This window comes from Amycolatopsis sp. NBC_00345 (assembly GCF_036116635.1).
Lineage (GTDB): Bacteria > Actinomycetota > Actinomycetes > Mycobacteriales > Pseudonocardiaceae > Amycolatopsis.
Genome location: NZ_CP107995.1, coordinates 10,139,712 through 10,157,405, shown reverse-complemented (window position 1 = coordinate 10,157,405; position 17,694 = coordinate 10,139,712). Strand labels below are relative to the sequence as shown.

The 17,694-nt window shown below is 71.2% G+C and carries 17 protein-coding genes; 8 read left to right on the top strand and 9 right to left on the bottom strand.

Annotated elements, in window-relative coordinates; translation table 11 throughout:
• Positions 1 to 21 precede the first annotated feature (21 nt).
• The 3 genes from OG943_RS46415 (at position 22) to OG943_RS46405 (ending at position 2,289) form a co-directional block, all read left to right on the top strand.
• The gene (locus tag OG943_RS46415; RefSeq protein ID WP_328607234.1) at positions 22 to 402 is read left to right on the top strand and encodes a VOC family protein; all 381 of its coding nucleotides are present in this window, start codon (positions 22 to 24) and stop codon (positions 400 to 402) included.
• Entirely contained in the window at positions 399 to 1,220 is an 822-nt protein-coding gene (locus OG943_RS46410; RefSeq protein ID WP_328607233.1) for a class I SAM-dependent methyltransferase, read from the top strand. Before OG943_RS46415 ends, OG943_RS46410 begins: the two co-directional genes overlap by 4 nt.
• Before the next feature lie 73 nt (positions 1,221 to 1,293).
• Positions 1,294 to 2,289, top strand: a complete 996-nt coding sequence (locus OG943_RS46405; protein WP_328607232.1) for an asparaginase — start codon at positions 1,294 to 1,296, stop codon at positions 2,287 to 2,289.
• 100 nt (positions 2,290 to 2,389) lie between these two features.
• Here the strand turns inward: OG943_RS46405 and OG943_RS46400 are convergent, their stop codons facing one another.
• The 3 genes from OG943_RS46400 to OG943_RS46390 all read right to left on the bottom strand — a co-directional run bounded on the left by OG943_RS46400 (position 2,390) and on the right by OG943_RS46390 (position 4,859).
• Positions 2,390 to 2,869 carry a cysteine dioxygenase gene (locus OG943_RS46400; RefSeq protein ID WP_328607231.1) on the bottom strand — a complete coding sequence of 160 codons (480 nt, stop codon included), beginning with the start codon at positions 2,867 to 2,869 and terminating at the stop codon, positions 2,390 to 2,392.
• A 260-nt stretch (positions 2,870 to 3,129) separates the two neighbouring features.
• A complete protein-coding gene (locus OG943_RS46395) occupies positions 3,130 to 4,155 on the bottom strand; it encodes an NAD(P)H-dependent glycerol-3-phosphate dehydrogenase (RefSeq protein WP_328607230.1) in 1,026 nt (341 codons plus the stop codon).
• Entirely contained in the window at positions 4,155 to 4,859 is a 705-nt protein-coding gene (locus OG943_RS46390; protein WP_328607229.1) for a lysophospholipid acyltransferase family protein, read from the bottom strand. Before OG943_RS46390 ends, OG943_RS46395 begins: the two co-directional genes overlap by 1 nt.
• A 111-nt stretch (positions 4,860 to 4,970) precedes the next feature.
• Between OG943_RS46390 and cofC the strand changes: the two genes are divergently transcribed.
• Genes cofC through OG943_RS46375 form a run of 3 tightly spaced genes read left to right on the top strand, consistent with a single transcriptional unit; the run spans position 4,971 to position 9,197 of the window.
• On the top strand, positions 4,971 to 5,603 hold the full coding sequence (gene cofC, locus OG943_RS46385) for a 2-phospho-L-lactate guanylyltransferase (protein WP_328607228.1): 633 nt from the start codon (positions 4,971 to 4,973) through the stop codon (positions 5,601 to 5,603).
• A 55-nt stretch (positions 5,604 to 5,658) separates the two neighbouring features.
• Complete coding sequence (locus OG943_RS46380) at positions 5,659 to 8,247, top strand: RNA degradosome polyphosphate kinase (RefSeq protein WP_442874667.1); 2,589 nt, start codon at positions 5,659 to 5,661, stop codon at positions 8,245 to 8,247.
• Positions 8,244 to 9,197: an NUDIX hydrolase gene (locus OG943_RS46375; protein ID WP_328607227.1), complete on the top strand. Its 954-nt coding sequence runs from the start codon at positions 8,244 to 8,246 to the stop codon at positions 9,195 to 9,197. Before OG943_RS46380 ends, OG943_RS46375 begins: the two co-directional genes overlap by 4 nt.
• Before the next feature lie 1,203 nt (positions 9,198 to 10,400).
• Here the strand turns inward: OG943_RS46375 and OG943_RS46370 are convergent.
• From OG943_RS46370 to leuC, 3 genes are all read right to left on the bottom strand, one after another.
• Entirely contained in the window at positions 10,401 to 11,078 is a 678-nt protein-coding gene (locus tag OG943_RS46370) for an HU family DNA-binding protein (RefSeq protein WP_328607226.1), read from the bottom strand.
• Between the two features lie 251 nt (positions 11,079 to 11,329).
• Complete coding sequence (leuD, locus tag OG943_RS46365) at positions 11,330 to 11,932, bottom strand: 3-isopropylmalate dehydratase small subunit (RefSeq protein WP_328607225.1); 603 nt, start codon at positions 11,930 to 11,932, stop codon at positions 11,330 to 11,332.
• 33 nt (positions 11,933 to 11,965) lie between these two features.
• Positions 11,966 to 13,399, bottom strand: coding sequence for a 3-isopropylmalate dehydratase large subunit (gene leuC / locus OG943_RS46360; RefSeq protein ID WP_328607224.1), 1,434 nt, complete (start codon positions 13,397 to 13,399; stop codon positions 11,966 to 11,968).
• Between the two features lie 144 nt (positions 13,400 to 13,543).
• Here leuC and OG943_RS46355 point away from each other — a divergent pair, with 144 nt between their 5' ends.
• Positions 13,544 to 14,245, top strand: coding sequence for an IclR family transcriptional regulator (locus OG943_RS46355; RefSeq protein ID WP_177231881.1), 702 nt, complete (start codon positions 13,544 to 13,546; stop codon positions 14,243 to 14,245).
• Positions 14,246 to 14,328: 83 nt separating this feature from the next.
• Here the strand turns inward: OG943_RS46355 and OG943_RS46350 are convergent, their stop codons facing one another.
• The 3 genes from OG943_RS46350 to OG943_RS46340 are packed head-to-tail and all read right to left on the bottom strand — an operon-like array spanning position 14,329 to position 16,829.
• On the bottom strand, positions 14,329 to 14,652 hold the full coding sequence (locus OG943_RS46350; protein WP_328607223.1) for a nuclear transport factor 2 family protein: 324 nt from the start codon (positions 14,650 to 14,652) through the stop codon (positions 14,329 to 14,331).
• Positions 14,649 to 15,695 (bottom strand): FUSC family protein, encoded by a 1,047-nt coding sequence (locus tag OG943_RS46345; RefSeq protein WP_328607222.1) that lies wholly within the window; start codon positions 15,693 to 15,695, stop codon positions 14,649 to 14,651. Before OG943_RS46345 ends, OG943_RS46350 begins: the two co-directional genes overlap by 4 nt.
• Before the next feature lie 39 nt (positions 15,696 to 15,734).
• Entirely contained in the window at positions 15,735 to 16,829 is a 1,095-nt protein-coding gene (locus OG943_RS46340) for a hypothetical protein (protein ID WP_328607221.1), read from the bottom strand.
• Between the two features lie 259 nt (positions 16,830 to 17,088).
• Here OG943_RS46340 and OG943_RS46335 point away from each other — a divergent pair, with 259 nt between their 5' ends.
• A complete protein-coding gene (locus OG943_RS46335) occupies positions 17,089 to 17,616 on the top strand; it encodes a hypothetical protein (RefSeq protein ID WP_328607220.1) in 528 nt (175 codons plus the stop codon).
• The last annotated feature ends 78 nt before the right edge of the window (positions 17,617 to 17,694 follow it).

Genomic DNA, 17,694 nt, shown 5'->3' with positions numbered 1-17,694 from the left:
CCGGTCGACATGAGGAGCCTGATGGCCTCGGTAGTGCACAACATCACCTTCGACTGTCCGGACGCGTATGCGCTCGGACAGTTCTGGAGCGTCGTCACCGCGCGGCCACTGACCGACGAAGACTTCCCTGGCGACGAGGAGGTGCTGATCGAACTCGGCTCGGGCGTCAACCTGCTGTTCAAGCAGGTGCCGGACCCCAAGACGGTGAAGAACCGCGTGCACGTCTGCCTGCGCCCGGACGTCCCGCGCGACGAGGAAGTGACGCGGCTGCTGGCGGCGGGCGCGGCCCTCGTCGCCGATCAGCGGCGACCGGACGGCACCGGCTGGGTCGTGCTGGGCGACCCGGAAGGCAACGAGTTCTGCGTGGAGCGCAGCGCGGCCGAAAAAGCGGCGACGGCGTGACCGGCTCCTTCGACGTCAACCGCGCCAACTGGGACGAGCGCGCGCCGCTGCACGCGGCGTCGGAGCTGTACTCCGTGCGGAAGTTCCTCGACGACCCGGAGTTCCTCAGCGACGTGGTGCGGTTCGACCGGCCGCGGCTCGGCGACATCACCGGGCAGCGCGGCGTCCACCTGCAGTGCCACATCGGCACGGACACGCTTTCCCTGTCCCGGCTGGGCGCGCGGATGTCCGGCCTCGACCTCTCGCCCGCGTCGCTCGCCGAAGCGCGCAAGCTCGCGACGGGCGCCGGCGCGGACATCGACTACCACGAGGCGAACGCCTACGCCGCCGTCGAGGTCTTCGGCGAAAGCTCGTTCGACCTGGTCTACACCGGGATCGGCGCGCTGTGCTGGCTGCCAAGGATCGCGGACTGGGCCTCGGTGGTGGCGCGGCTGCTGCGTCCGGGCGGGCGGCTGTTCCTGCGCGAGGCCCACCCGATGATGTGGGCCCTGGACGACGAGGCCGAGCGCGCGTGGCCGAAGTACGAGTACTTCGAGCACGACGAGCCGCTGGTGTGGGACGACGACTCCACCTACGTCGACACCGAACGGCCCCTTCGCAACACCACCACGCACTCGTGGAACCACTCGCTGGGCGAGATCATCACGGCGCTGCTGGACAACGGTTTGACGCTGACCGGGTTCATCGAGCACGACAGCGTCCCGTGGAACGCGTTGCCGAACGAGATGGCCGTGGACGAGAGCGGCGAGTGGCGCATGCGCGAGAACCCGAGCCGGCTCGCGGCGAGCTACACGCTCCAGGCAGTGAAGGCTTCCTGACGCCGCCTGGATTCCCTGTTGTTGGCCGGATTCCCTGTTGTTGGCCGGATTCACAGTTCCTTAGAGTGGCGGCATGACTCGTCCCTTGATCGCTGTGGCCGCGCTGGGCGGCACCATCTCGATGACCCCCGGCGGCCGGATCGAGGACGGTGTCGTGCCGCGGCTGTCCGCCGCCGACCTGCTCGGCGGGCTGGGCACCGACCTGCCGATGGACGTGCGCGCGGCCACGCTCGCGGCCATCGGCAGCGCCTCGATGGACTACGCCACTTTGACGCGTTGCCTGGCCTGGGGATCCGAGCAGGTCGCGGACGGCGCGACCGGGTTCGTCGTGGTGCAGGGCACGGACACGCTGGAGGAGACGGCGTACTTCTTCGAGCTGGCCTGGCCGCACGACGACGTGCCGGTGGTGGTCACCGGCGCGATGCGCAACCCGAGCCTGCCGAGCGCGGACGGACCGGCGAACCTGCTGGCGTCGCTCACCGTCGCGGCCTCCCCGCGCAGCCGCGGCGCCCTGGTCGTGTTCAACGACGACGTCCACGCGGCGCGCTGGGTGCGAAAGTCCCATTCGAGCCACCTGGAGGCGTTCTCGTCGACGCCGGCGGGACCGCTGGGCCTCGTCGCGGAAGGCTCGGTGCACTACCTCCACCCGTCCGCCCCACGCCTGCCCGCGCTGCCGTTGGCGGACGCGGACTTCTCCGGGCTGGTGCCGCTGCTGGAGGCGGGCACCGCGGACTCGGGTGAGCTGTTGTCGTTGGTACTGGCGGGCGGCGCGCGCGGCGTGGTCTTCGCGGCCAGCGGCGTCGGCCACGTTTCCACGGGCACGGCGGACGTGATCGCGGCCGCGGAAGTCCCGGTCGTGATCGCGTCCCGCACCGGCGCCGGCCCGACTTTCCGCGGCACCTACGGCTTCCACGGCTCGGAGTCCAGCCTGATCCGCATGGGCGCGACGATGGCGGGGTGGCTGTGCCCGCGCAAGTCCCGGGTCCTCCTGCAGCTCCTGCTGGCGGGCGGCGCGTCGCGGTCCCGGATCGAGGCGGAGTTCCGGCTCCGCGGTGACCTGGACCGCTGACCGGGCGCGGGTTCACGGCCGCACGAACGGGACTTTCGTACCGGCAACCGGTTGTGTCCTATGCCAGTAAAGAACTTCCACCGCGGACACAGCCGCGGGCTCAGTCCCGGATCGGCCCGCCCAGCGGGTCCAGGTGGTACGGGCGCATGTCGCGGGGACCGTCGCGGTAGACGTGGATGCTGATGGCCGGGTCGGGACCGTCGTTGCGGACCTCGTGGACGTAGCCGGGGCCGAAGACGCGCGACTGGCCCGCGGAGAGGGCGTGCACCTCGGTCACGGCGCGGCCGCCGGGGGCGCGGCGCGCGACTGTCTCGCTCAGCCGGCCCGAGACGACCGTGAACGCGCCGGTCGCGAAGACGTGGTCGTGCAGGTCCGTGTGCTGGCCGGGCAGCCAGCCGAGCAGCCAGATCTCCTGGCCGTCCTCGCGGGAGACCAGCGCCGAGAAGCGCTCGTCGGGGTCGTAGCGGAGCAGGCCGCCCCAGCGGTCCCGGTCGGCGGCCACCTCGATGGCGACGCGGACCGGGTGGCGCAGGGCGGGGTTCTCGGGACGCAGCAGGGTGTTGTCCGGAACGGCGAACATGGAACTGTCCTCACAGAAGGAAAGAAGAGAAGAGCTGGGCCGGGGCGGGGTTCACCGACAGGAGCGACACGACGCGCACATGACGGGGCGGAGGTCACAGGACCCCGGCCACACGGTCATCAGGCACGTCGACATGCCGTACAGCGAACCAGCGCCACCGGCCCCGGTCAACCCGTCCCACCCCCTGGACCCGGCCGGGCCCAGGAACCGCTCGTGAGTGGCTATGACGGTTCTAACCGTCATCAACACTCACGAGCAGTTCAGCTCCACTCGTGTTTCTGCGACCGCCCCAGCAGCTCCGCGCCCGCCTGGCGAGGGTCGACACCCTCGTGGCAGACGCGGTGCATCGCGTCCGTGATGGGCATATCGACGCCCAGGCTCTGGGCCAGCGCGCGGATCGACGAGCACGACGCGACGCCCTCGGCCACCTGGCCGCCGGCCGCGGCCTGCGCCTGTTCCAGCGTGTCGCCCCGGCCCAGCCGCTCACCGAAGGTGCGGTTGCGCGACAACGGCGACGAGCACGTCGCCACCAGGTCGCCGAGTCCGGCGAGACCGGCGAACGTCAGCGGGTCCGCGCCGAGCTTCGCGCCGAGACGCGCCATCTCTGCCAGCCCGCGGGTGATCAGCGTCGCCATCGTGTTGGCGCCGAGGCCCATGCCCGCGGCCATGCCGCAGCTCAGCGCGATCACGTTCTTGCACGCCCCGCCCAGCTCGCAGCCGACCACGTCCGTGTTGGTGTACGGCCGGAAGTACTGATTGGAAACGGCCCGCTGCACCGCGATCGCGCGCTCGTGGTCGGCGCACGCGAGCACCCCCGCGGCCGGCTGGGACGCGGCGATCTCCCGGGCCAGGTTCGGCCCCGACACCACCACGATCTCGTCCGCGGGCACCTGCGCCAGCTCCGCGATGACCTCGCTCATCCGCTTCAGCGTGCCCAGCTCGACGCCCTTGGCGAGGCTCACCAGGATCGCCTCGCGGGGCAGCAGCGGCTGCCACGCGGTGAGGTTCGCGCGCAGGCTCTGGCTCGGCACGCCCAGCACCACGGCCTGGGCGCCGTCCAGCGCCGCCGCGGCGTCCGCCGTCGCCGTGATGCGCTCGGGCAGCCGGACGCCGGGCAGGTACGAGGAGTTCGTGTGCGCCGAGCGGATCTCCCCGGCGACGGACTCCCGGCGCGCCCACATCGTCACGTCCCGGCCGGCGTCGCCGAGCACCTTCGCGAACGCGGTGCCCCACGAGCCGGCGCCCAGCACGGTGACGCGCTGGACGTCGGCGGCGAAAGCGGCCATCAGGCGCCGTCCTCCGGCTTCTTCGACGGCGGCTCCTCGTGTCTGATCTCCGCCAGCAGCCGCGTGACCTCGTCCATCATCAGCTCGGTCACCGCACGCAGGGTCGACGCGCTGCGCGGGTTCGCGCCCTCGTAGGCCGACAGGTCGATCGGGTCGCCGACCAGGTGCGTCACGGTCTTGCGCGGCAGCGGCGTGAACTTCTTCGTGTAGCCGTTGAAGATCTCGTTCGTGCCCCAGCGCGCGATCGGGATCACCGGGACGTCGTTCTGCAACGCCAGCCGCGCAGCCCCGGTGAACGCGTCCTTCGGCCAGCCCTCGGGGTCCTTCGTGATGGTGCCCTCGGGGTAGATGACGATGACCTTGCCCTCGTCCAGCGCCTGGTGGGCGGCCTTGAGGCTGTCGCCGGCCGCGCTCGAACCCCGCGACACCGGGATCTGGCCCGAGCCGTCCACGATCTTCCCGAGCACCGGGACGTGGCGCAGGCTCTCCTTGAGGAAGAACCGCGGAACCCGCTTCAGCCGGTGCACGAACACCGCGTCGACCACGGGGTCGAGGTGCGAGATGTGGTTCAGCACCAGCACCGCCGGGCCTTGGCGCGGCACCTTCTCCGTACCGATCTGGACCCGCTTGCCGATCGCCGTCAACGGGTAGAACACAGCGGCGGCCAGTCCCACCCAGAAGCCGCCCTTCTCACGCCGTGTCAATGTCTCCTCCTCGAACTCGCACTCGTGCTGATCCTGCCGCGCGCCGGTTCGCGCAGTCCAGGGAGGGTGTGCTCACCACGGGCGGCGGCGGTTTCGGGTAAAGATGGACAGGTGGACGTGGACCTGATCGTGCCCTTGAAACACCCGCGCGACGGCAAGTCGCGGCTGCGGGGCGCACTCGCCGACGAACGGCACCCCGACCTGGTACTGGCGCTGGCGTACGACACGCTGGCGGCGGTGACGGCGGCCGCGCACGTCCGGCGGGTGCTGGTGGTCGCGGCGGACCCGGCGGCGGTGTCCGAATTGGCCGCACTCGGCGCGGAAATCGTCCCCGAGCCTGAGGTGCCCGGGCTCAACGAGGCGCTCCGGCACGGCGAAGCGCTGCTGCGAACGGCCTCACCCGGCGGGGTGATCGGCGCGCTGCAGGCCGACCTGCCCGCCCTGCGCCCGGGCGATTTGTCCACGGCGCTGGGCGAAGCGGCGGGACGGCGCGCGTTCGTCGCCGACCGTCAGGGCACCGGCACGACGCTGTTGCTGTCGGCACCCGGCGCGCCGCTCGACCCGCGGTTCGGCGTCGGCTCCGCGGGCCTGCACACCCGCTCCGGCGCCACCCCGCTGGCCGGCGGGCTGATCTCCCTGCGCAGCGACGTGGACACCCCCGAGGACCTCGGGCACGCCTGTTCACTCGGTGTCGGGGAGCACACCGCGGCGGTGCTCGGAACGGCGTGCGTGCCGCTGGGCTGAGCTGTTCATTTGACCTTCACCGTGGTCTGCGCAATCAGTAGCTTTGTAGTGAACAATGGGTCTCGTGAGCACAGACGACGGCAGCACTCCAGCCCGTAGCGGTCAGCCGGCCCGGCGGCGCGGGACCAACGCGGCGAAGCCGGCCGCGAAGGACCCCGCTCCCCGCCGGACCACGGCCGCCCGGAAGACGGTCACGAGCAGGGCCACCGGCGAAGCGGCCCCGAAGTCCACGGGCCCGGGTTCCGCCAAGGCGACGGCCGCGCGCACCACCGCGGCCGGCGCCGGTGTCTCCGCCGCCGCCCGGAAGACGGCCACGGACAGCTCCGCGTCGAAGAGCGAGCCGAAGAGCGCCCTGTCGAAGTCCGCCGCGCTGCGGTCCTCGGCCTCGAAGCCCGCGACGCCGAAGAGCCGGGCGTCCAAGAACACGGGTGCCAAGAGCGGGTCTGGCAAGTCCGCGCTCGCGAAGATCACCGCCCGCGCCTCCGCGGCGAGCGCCGCCGCGTCCGCGAAGGAGGCCGCGGGCGAGGAGTTCCGCGCCGTGCCGTCCGCGCCGCCGGCCGTCACCTCGACCGCGCCGACACCGGTGGAAACCCTGCCCGACGACCGGTACTTCAACCGGGAGCTCTCCTGGCAGGACTTCAACGCGCGGGTGCTCGCGCTGGCCGAGGACGAGTCGCAGGCCTTGCTCGAACGGGCGAAGTTCCTGGCCATCTTCGCGTCCAATTTGGACGAGTTCTACATGGTCCGCGTGGCCGGCCTGAAGCGCCGCGACGAAACGGGCCTGCCGGTGCGCAGCGCGGACGGGCTCACCCCGCGCGAGCAGCTGGACTACATCGCCAAGCGCAACCAGGACCTGGTGGAGCGGCATACGGCCGCGTTCGAAGAGCACCTGCGCCCGCAGCTGGCGGAGCAGGACATCCGGATCGTCGGCTGGACCGACCTCGCCGGGGCCGACCAGCTGCGGCTGTCCAGCTACTTCTCCGAGCAGATCTTCCCGGTGCTCACACCGCTGGCGGTCGACCCGGCGCACCCGTTCCCGTACATCTCCGGCCTGTCGCTGAACCTCGCGGTGACGGTGCGGGACCCGCAGGGCGGGACCGAGCGCTTCGCACGGGTGAAGGTGCCCAGCAACGTGCCCCGGCTGATGCGGGTGGAACAGGAACGGACCAACCGCACGGCCACGTTCCTGCCGCTCGAAGAGCTCATCGCCGCGCACCTCGGCGAGCTGTTCACCGGCATGGAGGTGATCGAGCACCACATCTTCCGCGTCACCCGCAACGCCGACTTCGAGGTCGAAGAGGACCGCGACGAGGACCTCCTGCAGGCGCTGGAGCGTGAGCTGGCCCAGCGCCGGTTCGGCCCGCCGGTCCGGCTCGAGGTCGCGCAGGACATGAGCGAGCACATGCTCGAACTGCTGCTGCGCGAGCTGGAAGTGGACCCGGCCGACGTCGTCGAGGTGCCCGGCCTGCTGGACCTGACCTGCCTGTTCCAGCTGTCCGGTGTGGACCGCAAGGAGCTCAAGGACCGGCCGTTCGTGCCGGCGACGCACCCGGCGTTCGGCGAACGCGAGACGCCGAAGAGCGTGTTCGCGACGCTGCGCGAGGGCGACGTGCTGGTGCACCACCCGTACGACTCGTTCTCCACCAGCGTGCAGCGCTTCATCGAGCAGGCCGCGGCCGACTCGAAGGTGCTGGCGATCAAGCAGACGCTGTACCGCACCTCAGGTGACTCCCCGATCGTCGACGCGCTGATCGACGCCGCCGAGGCCGGCAAGCAGGTCGTGGCGCTGGTGGAGATCAAGGCGCGCTTCGACGAGCAGGCCAACATCGCCTGGGCGCGCACGCTGGAGCGCGCGGGCGTGCACGTGGTGTACGGCCTCGTGGGCCTGAAGACGCACTGCAAGGTCTCGATGGTGGTGCGGCAGGAAGGCGCCACGATCCGCCGCTACTGCCACATCGGCACCGGCAACTACAACCCGAAGACCGCGCGCCTGTACGAAGACCTCGGCCTGCTCACGGCCGACCCGAGCGTCGGCGCGGACATCACCGACCTGTTCAACGTCCTCACCGGCTACTCGCGCCAGGACACCTACCGGACGCTGCTCACGTCGCCGCACGGCATCCGCCGCGGCATCGTGCGCGCGATCGGCGAGGAGATCGAGCTGGCCCGCGCCGGGCAGCGGGCCGGGATCCGGATCAAGTGCAACTCACTGGTCGACGAGCAGGTGATCGACGCGCTGTACCACGCGTCGCAGGCCGGCGTGCAGGTCGACGTGGTGGTGCGCGGGATCTGCTCGCTGAAGCCGGGAGTGGAGGGGCTGAGCGAGAACATCCGCGTCCGGTCGATCCTCGGCCGGTTCCTGGAGCACTCGCGGGTGTTCCACTTCCGCGCGGGCGGCACGCACTGGATCGGCAGCGCGGACATGATGCACCGCAACCTGGACCGCCGGATCGAGGCGCTGGTGCGGGTCAAGGACCCGAAGCTGACGCAGCAGCTGGACGCCGTGCTCGACTCGGCGCTCGACCCGACCACGCGTTGCTGGGTGCTGTCGGCCACCGGCGAGTGGCAGCCGTTCCCGGCCGCGGGCTCGCAGGTGCGTGACCACCAGACCGAGCTGGCGAAGCTGCACGGGGCGGCCGGATGAGCCCGGACGTCCGGGCGGCCGGCGCGGTGCTGTGGCGCGGCGCGGGTGACGCGTTCGAGGTGGCGCTGGTCCACCGTCCGCGGTACGACGACTGGTCGCTGCCCAAGGGCAAGGTCGACCCGGGCGAGACGATCGCCGCCACCGCCGTCCGCGAGATCCGTGAGGAGACGGGCTTTCGCACCGTCCTCGGCCGGTACGTCGCGCAGACCGCGTACGACGTGCCCGCCCGCCACGGCGAAGGGGTGCTGAAAAAGACGGTCGACTATTTCAGCGGCGAGGCGGTGTCCGGCTCCTTCGAGCCCAACGACGAGGTCGACGAGCTGCGCTGGCTCAGCCCCGTGGTGGCGGAGCGACTGCTGACGCGGGACACCGACGTCCGGGTGCTGCGGGAGTTCTGCGCGCTGCCGCCGGAGTCGACCACCCTGCTGCTGGTGCGCCACGCGAAGGCGGGCAAGCGCGAGGACTGGACCGGAGACGACGACCTCCGCCCGCTGTCGGACGCCGGGCAGCGTCAGGCGGACGCCCTGCGCGCGCTGCTGCCGTTGTTCGGCGCGGACCGCGTGCTGTCCGCGCCGCGGCTGCGGTGTGTGCAGACGGTGGGCGGCGTCGCGGAAGACCTCGGCCTCGACGTGCGACACGAGCAGCTGCTGTCGGAAGAGGGCTACTGGCCCGACCCGGTCCTCGGTATCGCCCGCCTGCTCGCGATCGCGGGCGACGGCGGCACTCCCGTGGTGAGCAGCCAGGGCGGGGTGATCCCGGACCTGGTGAGCGCGCTGGCCGACCGCGACGGCATCGAGCTGACGGCCTCCCGCGGCGGCGTGGTGCCCAGCAAGAAGGGCTCGCTGTGGGTGCTGACGTTCCGCCCGCCGTCGGGCAGCACCGGCCCGGAACTGATGAGCGCCGACTATTACGCGAGCGCGCTGCCTTCCCCGGCGCCGTCGCACTCCTAGCCACTCACCGGCGACGGTTCGTTCGCCGGTTCGTTCGCCGGTTCAGACCCGGGACCGGAAACGTACGTTCCTCCATTGTGGAGGTACCGGGATTCGGTCCCGGCGAAGATCGGCAATAACGCAAAGGCCTCCCGGACGCCTTTGCGAAGCCGCCGGATTTACCGCGGAATTCTATAGAGTCAGCGCTTTACTGTTGCGCCTCGTGAGTTGTTGTCCGCTGTCACCTGCTGATCATTGCGCCACTCGGGGGACGGCGTCTTCTCCGTTCACGCTCCGTCCTACGACGGCCGCTGAGCGACGTTGCCACGCAGCTGTCCTCCTGGGGCCTTCCTGCGGGCCACGGCTTGCTGGGCGGGCTTCCAGGCCTCCGGAGCGTCCTTTCTTGAGTACACGGCGGACGGCGGACCCGGCGCCGGAGAGCCGCGACCGGCGCGGAACACTCGTCGACTGACATCTGACGGTGACCTCGCTCGTCCGACCGGGTGGCCTCGATTCCACCCACCGGCGGGAACTTTCCCCGCCAGGCCACAGCGGGTACGACCAGGGCGGAGGCGCCTGTAGCTCGCGCCGATCCCCACGGCCCAAGTTCTTGCCCCAGTGCGGCGAACGTGGGTGCCGCACCGGCAGCTTCACGGCGCGGACGTCTCCGCACGACAGCCCGCCGCGTAAAGAACTCCTTACCTGCCTTACCCAACGGCAAAGCCGGGAGCCCGGTCCGAGGCAGGGAGTCCGAGACCCAGCGCGAACTTCGGAGTCAAAGCCCGGAGCCCGGCGAACTCAAGCCCAGACCAAGACGCCCAAGCCCCAGCTACCAAACCAACCCGCCGGCCGGCCCCAAACCACCAGCCCAGGCAGCTAGAGCCCCGAGCCCAGGCACCAACCCGAGCCCCCGAGCCCAACTGCCAGCCACCAACCCAAGTCGCCGCGCCCAACTGCCAGCCAGCAACCCGAGCCCCCGTACCCATCTGCCAGCCACCAACCCAGCCGCCGGCCGTCAGCCCCAAGCCCCGAGCCCCGAGCCCCGGCCCGGCCCCCAAAACCCAGCTCCAAGCCACCTTCCACCCACCCCACCACCCCACCCCGACGGATGCCTTGCCACACAGCCGATTCACAGGACCGGCCCCGAACATGCGGCAGGGCCCCACCCGTGGATCGGGTGGGGCCCTGCCGTTGCTCGCCTCGAGAGGTGGCTACAAAAACTGCCTACTTCTTCTTCGCAGCCGACGTGCGCTTGGCCGGGGCCTTGGCTGCGGGCTTCTTGGCTGCGGTGGTCTTCGCGGCAGTCGCCTTGGCGGCGGGCTTGGCGGCGGCCTTGGTCGCGGTCGCCTTGGCGGCCGGCTTCGCCGCGGTGGCGCGGGTCCGCGTGGTCGCCTTCGCCGCGGCCGGCTTCGCGGCCGTCGCGCGGGCGGCCGGCTTCGCGGCCGTCTTGGTGGCGGTGGCCTTGGCGGCGGGCTTCGCCGCGGTGGCACGGGTCCGCGTGGTCGCCGGACGCGAAGCCGCCGCACGCGTCGTCGCGGCCGCACGCGTCGTGGTGGCGCGCGAAGCCGTGGCGCGGGCCGGTGTGGCGGTGGCGCGTTTGACGGCGGTGGCCTTGGGCAGCTTCTTCGTGCCCGAGATGACGTCCTTGAAGGTGGTGCCGGCGCGGAACGCGGGCACGTTGGTCTTCTTCACCTTCACGGTCTCACCGGTGCGCGGGTTACGCGCGGTACGGGCGGCGCGAGCACGCTTCTCGAACACACCGAACCCGGTGATGTTCACCTTCTCGCCCTTGTTGACCGTCCGGATGATGATGTCGACGAGACCGTCGACGGCCTCCGAAGCAACCTTTTTGTCGCCCAGACGCTCCGACAGCGCCTCGATCAGCTGGGCCTTGTTGGCCATTCCAGTCCTCCAAGAAGAACTCTTCGTCCACGGCCACGTCGGCCGACTAGCGCACACGGTATTACCAACGCAGCACAAATTCCAAACGGCGCGCGGAAATTTCCCTTGCATCGGGAGTGGTTCCGCCTCTTGAGGGACCCGTTCGGGGCCCGCGGGAGGTGCCGTTCGGCGTGGTTTCGAAGGTTTCAAAGGACCTGGTGCGGGGGCACGGATTCCGAGCTCGGCAACGGAATCCGTGCCCCTGACCAGGGCTAGGAGGCCGCGATCGGGATGGTCACGGGCTTCCAGGACGGGCGGGCGGACTCGAACTCGGTGATCTCTTCGGCGTGGCGAAGGGTGAGAGCGATGTCATCCAGTCCTTCGAGCAGCCGCCAGCGGACGTAGTCGTCGATCTCGAAGGGCGCGGTGAAGTCCTTGGCCCGCACGGTCTTGGTCGCCAGGTCCACCGTGACCTCCGTGCCGGGCTCGTTCTCGAGCAGCTTCCACAGCAGCTCGACGTCCGACTGCTCGCACTGCGCGGCCACCAGGCCGCCCTTGCCGGAGTTGCCCCGGAAGATGTCGGCGAAGCGGGCGGAGATCACGGCGCGGAAGCCGTAGTCCATCAGCGCCCACACGGCGTGCTCACGCGAGGAGCCGGTACCGAAGTCGGGCCCCGCGACCAGGACGCTGCCCCGGTCGAACGGCTCCTGGTTGAGGATGAAGTCCTCCTGGCCGCGCCAGGCGGCGAACAGCCCGTCCTCGAAGCCGGTGCGGGTCACGCGCTTGAGGTACACGGCCGGGATGATCTGGTCAGTGTCCACGTTGGACCGGCGCAGCGGGACCCCGATGCCGGTGTGCTGGGTGAACGGTTCCATGGTGGGAGCTCCTTGTCTCGGGCGTCGGGGGTCTCAGACGGTGGCGGGGACCAGGTCCTCCGGGGAGGACAGCGTCCCCCGGACGGCCGTGGCCGCGGCCACGAGCGGCGACACCAGGTGCGTCCGCCCGCCCTTGCCCTGCCGGCCCTCGAAGTTGCGGTTGGAGGTCGACGCGCTGCGCTCGCCGGGGGCGAGCTGGTCCGGGTTCATGCCGAGGCACATCGAGCAGCCCGCCTGCCGCCACTCGGCGCCGGCCGCGGTGAAGACCTCGTCCAGGCCCTCCTCTTCGGCGGCCTTGCGGACGCGCATCGAGCCGGGCACCACGAGCATCCGGACCGAGCCGGCCACCTTGCGCCCGCGCAGCACGTCCGCGGCGGCCCGCAGGTCCTCGATCCGGCCGTTGGTGCACGAGCCGAGGAAGACCGTGTCCACGACCACCTCACGCAGCGGCATCCCGGGCTCCAGGTCCATATAGGACAGGGCCTTCTCGGCCGCGAACCGCTCGTTCTCGTCGGCGATGGCGGCCGGGTCGGGCACGTTCGCGCCCAGCGGCAGGCCCTGGCCGGGGTTGGTGCCCCAGGTGACGAACGGGGTCAGCTCGTCGGCGTCGAGGTGCACTTCGGCGTCGAACTCGGCGCCGTCGTCGGTGCGCAGCTCGCGCCAGTTCGCCACGGCGGCGTCCCAGTCCGCGCCCTGCGGGGCGTGCGGACGGCCCTTCAGGTAGGCGAACGTCGTCTCGTCCGGGGCGATCATGCCGGCGCGCGCGCCCGCCTCGATCGACATGTTGCAAACGGTCATGCGGGCTTCCATCGAGAGCGCCTCGATGGCCTTGCCGCGGTACTCGAGCACGTAGCCCTGGCCGCCGCCGGTGCCGATCTTGGCGATCACGGCGAGGATCACGTCCTTCGCCGTGACGCCGGGCCGCAGCGTGCCGTCGACGTTGATCGACATCGTCTTGAATGGACGGAGCGGCAGCGTCTGGGTGGCGAGCACGTGCTCGACCTCCGAGGTGCCGATGCCGAACGCCATCGCGCCGAACGCGCCGTGGGTGGAGGTGTGGCTGTCGCCGCAGACCACGGTGGTGCCGGGCTGGGTGAGGCCCAGCTGCGGGCCGATGACGTGCACGATGCCCTGCTCCGCGTCACCCATCGGGTGCAGCCGGACACCGAACTCCTTGCAGTTGCGGCGAAGGGTGTCGACCTGGGTCCGGGAGACCGGATCGGCGATCGGGAGGTCGATGTCCACCGTCGGGACGTTGTGGTCCTCGGTCGCGATCGTGAGGTCGGGACGGCGCACCGGGCGCCCGGCCAGGCGCAGGCCGTCGAACGCCTGCGGGCTGGTCACTTCGTGCACCAGGTGGAGGTCGATGTAGAGCAGGTCCGGCTCGGCGCCTTCGCCTCGGCGCACGAGGTGGCTTTCCCACACCTTCTCCGCCAGCGTACGGGCCTTGCCGGTCGGGCTGGTCATCTCCGGCTCCTTCCAATGGGGTCGGCGGGAGCAAGGAACTCGGGCGACGCGGCGAAGACGTGGCGAGCCGCGTCACGCGCGCAGCTCGAGTTCGTTTTTCCCAGATTCTGGACTTCCCAAAGTGCGGGAAGATAGTATCGAGTCGTGGGACAGCATAGCGGTATCGGAGTACTGGACAAAGCCGTGGCGGTGTTGCAGGCCGTGGCCGAAGACCCCTGTGGGCTCGCGGAACTCTGCACCCGTACGGGGTTGCCGAGAGCGACAGCACACCGCCTCGCCGTGGGCCTCGAGGTGCATCGCCTGCTGCGCAGGGGTCCGGACGGCCGCTGGCGGCCGGGCACCGCGCTCGCGGAGCTGGCGGGCGGTTCGACCGACCCCCTGCTCGACGCGGCGGGTTCGGTGCTGCCCAAGTTACGGGACATCACCGGCGAAAGCGTGCAGCTGTACCGGCGTGACGGCGTTCAGCGCGTGTGCGTCTCGACGGCCGAGCCGCCGAGTGGCCTGCGCGACACCGTCCCGATCGGCTCCCGGCTGCCGATGACGGCCGGCTCCGGCGCGAAGGTCCTTGCGGCGTGGTCGGATCCGCACACCCAGCGCACGATCCTGGCCGACGCCGTCTACGGCGAGCGCACGCTGCTGGAGGTCCGCCGCCGCGGCTGGGCGCAGAGCGTCGCCGAGCGGGAACCGGGTGTGGCCAGCGTTTCGGCGCCGGTGCGCGATTCGTCCGGGACCGTGGTGGCCGCGGTGTCGGTTTCCGGCCCCGTCGAACGGATCGGCCGCAAGCCGGGCGCCCGCTGGGCCGCCGACCTCCTCGCGGCCGCCGACGCCCTGCAGGAACGGCTCTGAAACCGCTGCCCTCCCACCACGCCTGAACCCGGCCGTCTCCCCGTTCCGAAGGGGAGACGGCCCTTGTTTTCAGATGTGCCCGGTCAGGCCTGCCCGGTCTCGAAGCGCGCGACCTTCCCGTCGCGAACCACGAAGTGCCAGCGGGTGCGCATGCCGCCCCAGGTGGCGTTGGAGTAGGTCGTCACGAACGACCGGCCGCCGTCGGTCACGGACTCCAGCGAATCCGTGTCGAGATGACCCTGGGAGCTGAAGACCTCCCGCTCGGTCCAGTCGCCGAGGTCCCGCTCCGTGCCGTCGTCGGACATCGCGGCGTCGTCGGTGAGCGCGGCGCGGAACGCCGCCCTGTCACCCGCGTTCAGCGCGGTCACGAAGGCCAGCACGGCGGGGTCGGTCAGCTTCTCGCTCATGCGCGCATCTCACCAGGACAACCGGGCACCGGCAACCGCGCGAGCACCACGTCGACCACGGCGCCCCGCTCGTGCCGTGGCACCACCACGGTGGTCACCGACGGCCGGAACCGCCCGGCCACGGTGAGGAGCAGGAACGAGCCGGGGCGCGGGACGTGAACCTCGAAGTGCCCGTCCGGGCCGGTGATCGCGCGGCGCAACTGGTGGCCGTGGCCGTCCATCAGCGTGAGCGGGGTCCGCGCAGCGCCCGCGCCGGACGGGCCGAGCACGGTGCCGCGGATGGGGAAACCGGCCGGGCGCACGGGTTCGGCGGACAGCGCGGGAACGGTGTCGCGACCGGCCAGCTCGTGCAGCAGGCGGCGCAGGTGGTCGAGCTCACCCCACGCGCGCCCGGCGGCGGTCGGCCACGAGCGGCGCAGCGCCGTCTCCGCCTTGGCGAGCCGGTCGAAAACGGCGTCAGACGGCTGTTTTGGGCTCCCGGCCAGCGCTTCGGCCGCGTCGGCCAGTGCCCGGCAGGCGTCCTCCAAAACGCGAGCGGACCCGTTTCGGCGCACTGCTCCGGTGAACGCGCGCGTGTGACTCACGAGGCCGGTGTGGACAGTGAGGCGATGCCGGACGCGCCGTGAGCCCGCGGCCCACGGCAGCACCTGACTCAACGGACCGGCCACGAGCAGCAGGCGCCGCAGCCGATCGTCGAGTCCGCGCGCCAGCCCGTCGCGCAGCAGCTCGGCGGAAAATTCGTGCAGCAGGCTGTAGAGCTGGGCGTAGGAGATCCGGGTCAGGCACGTGCCGAAGAACACACAGAGCACGACCACCACGATGACGCCGGCCGGGTCGCCACCGGTCAGATGGGCCAGCAGCACGCCGAAAGCGAGCCCGGCCAGCGTGCCCGCCACGCGGCTGGCCGCCTTCACGAACACCTCCGAGCGCGTTGCCGTGCCGGTGAAGGCGACGAACGCGACGATGGCGGCCCAGTAGTAGCGCGATTCGGAGATCTCCCGGCCGCTCGCGATCGCGAGCGTGCCGGCGACCGCGACCTGCACGGCCTGGCGGGTGGTGAGGTCGAGGTGGCGCAGCAGGTTTCACGGGCCACCGCGCGGCCGCACGTCGCGGGCGACGGAGACGCTGCCGGGCAGGTTGCCCATGGACAGCGTGACCACGGGCTCGAACTCGTCCGTGATCGCGCTGGGGGAATCGGCTTCCCGCATCAGCTCCGCATAGTCGCCGACGGCCGTGGCCAGTTGCCGTGCCGCGGCCCAGCCGCCGGCCCGGTGCGCACCCGCGGGACCGACGAGCGTGAGCAGTTCCGCGGCGGCCGGAGCGGCGGCCGGGAACCCGTCGCCACCCGCGATCCCGGCGACCCGCGCGGCGGCCAGCACCAGCTCGGCGTCACCACCGCGTAAACCCTCGGCACCGGCAACAAGATCATCGACGGCGAGCTGCGCGTCGAGCACCAGTCGCCGCAACGCTGCCGCGGACGCTCCGCCGGGAAGCTCGCCGGACCAGCCCTCGATCATCAGCGCGGCCTCGGCCAGCCGGTTCTGCGCCGCGCGAACCCGGCGCAGCCGTCGCGAGGCCTGCGCCACAGCCTTGGCCCGGACGCCGAACGCGCGGCGTGTGCGGGCGAGCACCTTGGCGGGCTTGGTCTTCAGGACCGTCAACGACAGCAGTAGCAGCCACGCGCTCGCCACCACCACCGCGACCAGCGACGACGGCAGCTGGGCGAACCCGGCGTGCAGCAGCGCCGCGAAGAAGTAGCCGATCCAGATCATGAAGCCGAGGAAGAAGAACGTCACGCCGAACCGGCGCACGTAGACCGCGACGAACATGACCGCCACGAACACCGCGAGCATCAGCAGGGTGTTCGTGGCGGTGAGCGCGCCCAGCACCATGCCGAGGCCGACGGCGAGCGGGAAGCACGCCGCCGTGCGGACCTTCGGCCACGCGCGGGAGCCGGCGAGCGCGGGCGTGCCGCTCATCGCGACGACGGCGCCGAGCATCATCGCCAGCACCGTCTGCTGCTGCGCCAAGCGGGTGAACAGCGCGAGGCCGTACTCCACGCCCAGCACCGTGGCGATGGCGACGGCCGTCGAGACCGCGCCGCGCAGCCGGGTCAGACCGGGATCCGAGGCGGTGAAGCGATCACCGGCCCGGCGCGCGGCGGCGGGAACGTCCATGGACCGGTTCCTCCTTACATCGCAAGGATGTTCGGCACCGGCCCCCAGAGACCAAACACTCGTTCACCAACTTACCGAACAGATGTTAGCCAATTTCCTTCGGGGCTGCCACAAGACAAACCTGTGCCGATCACCAGAGCCGGCTGAGAACCGGCCGCGCTTCTTCACCAGCGCGAGACGGGTGCCGATGGGAGGCTGGCGCGGGCGGACACCCCCGCCCGCGAACGATCCCCGGTGGACGGATCCCACGGAGGCCACGATGAGCTTGCCCGAACTCGTCCAGGACGCGCGCCGCGCCGCCGCCGCGGCGGACCCGATCGCGACCCTGCGCCGGCTGCAGGAGCTCGTCGCGGCCTCGGCGGACGACGTCCTGTCGTGGCTGCCCGGCGGGGATTCGGACGAGCAGGTCCTGCACGCGGAGCCGACGCTGACGCTGCTGCGCGTCGAAATCCCGCCCCGCACCGAGTACCCGCCGCACGACCACCTGATCCCCGCGTGCGTCGCCGTCCTCCAAGGCCTCGAGACGAACACCTTCTACCGCGCCGCCGGCCCGCTCGTCACGCCCGTCGCGGAGGTCGAGACAACCGCGGGCGGCGTGCTGCCGATGGACGAGAACGTGATCCACTCGGTCGGCAACCGAACCGGCGAGCGCTCCGTCGCGCTGCACGTGTACCTGGGTGATTTGTTCGAACTGTCGCGCAAGATCTGGGACCTGAGAGCCGGCACCTGCGCGGCTTACACCGACGAGCGGTACTTCGCGCTTTCCCGCACCACAGAGGCGGTCTGATCGTCCTCAGTGGACGCCTCCGGGCTGCTTGAGCGCTGATGGACGGCATCGTTGGACAAGGTCGTCGGCGGGTTCCCT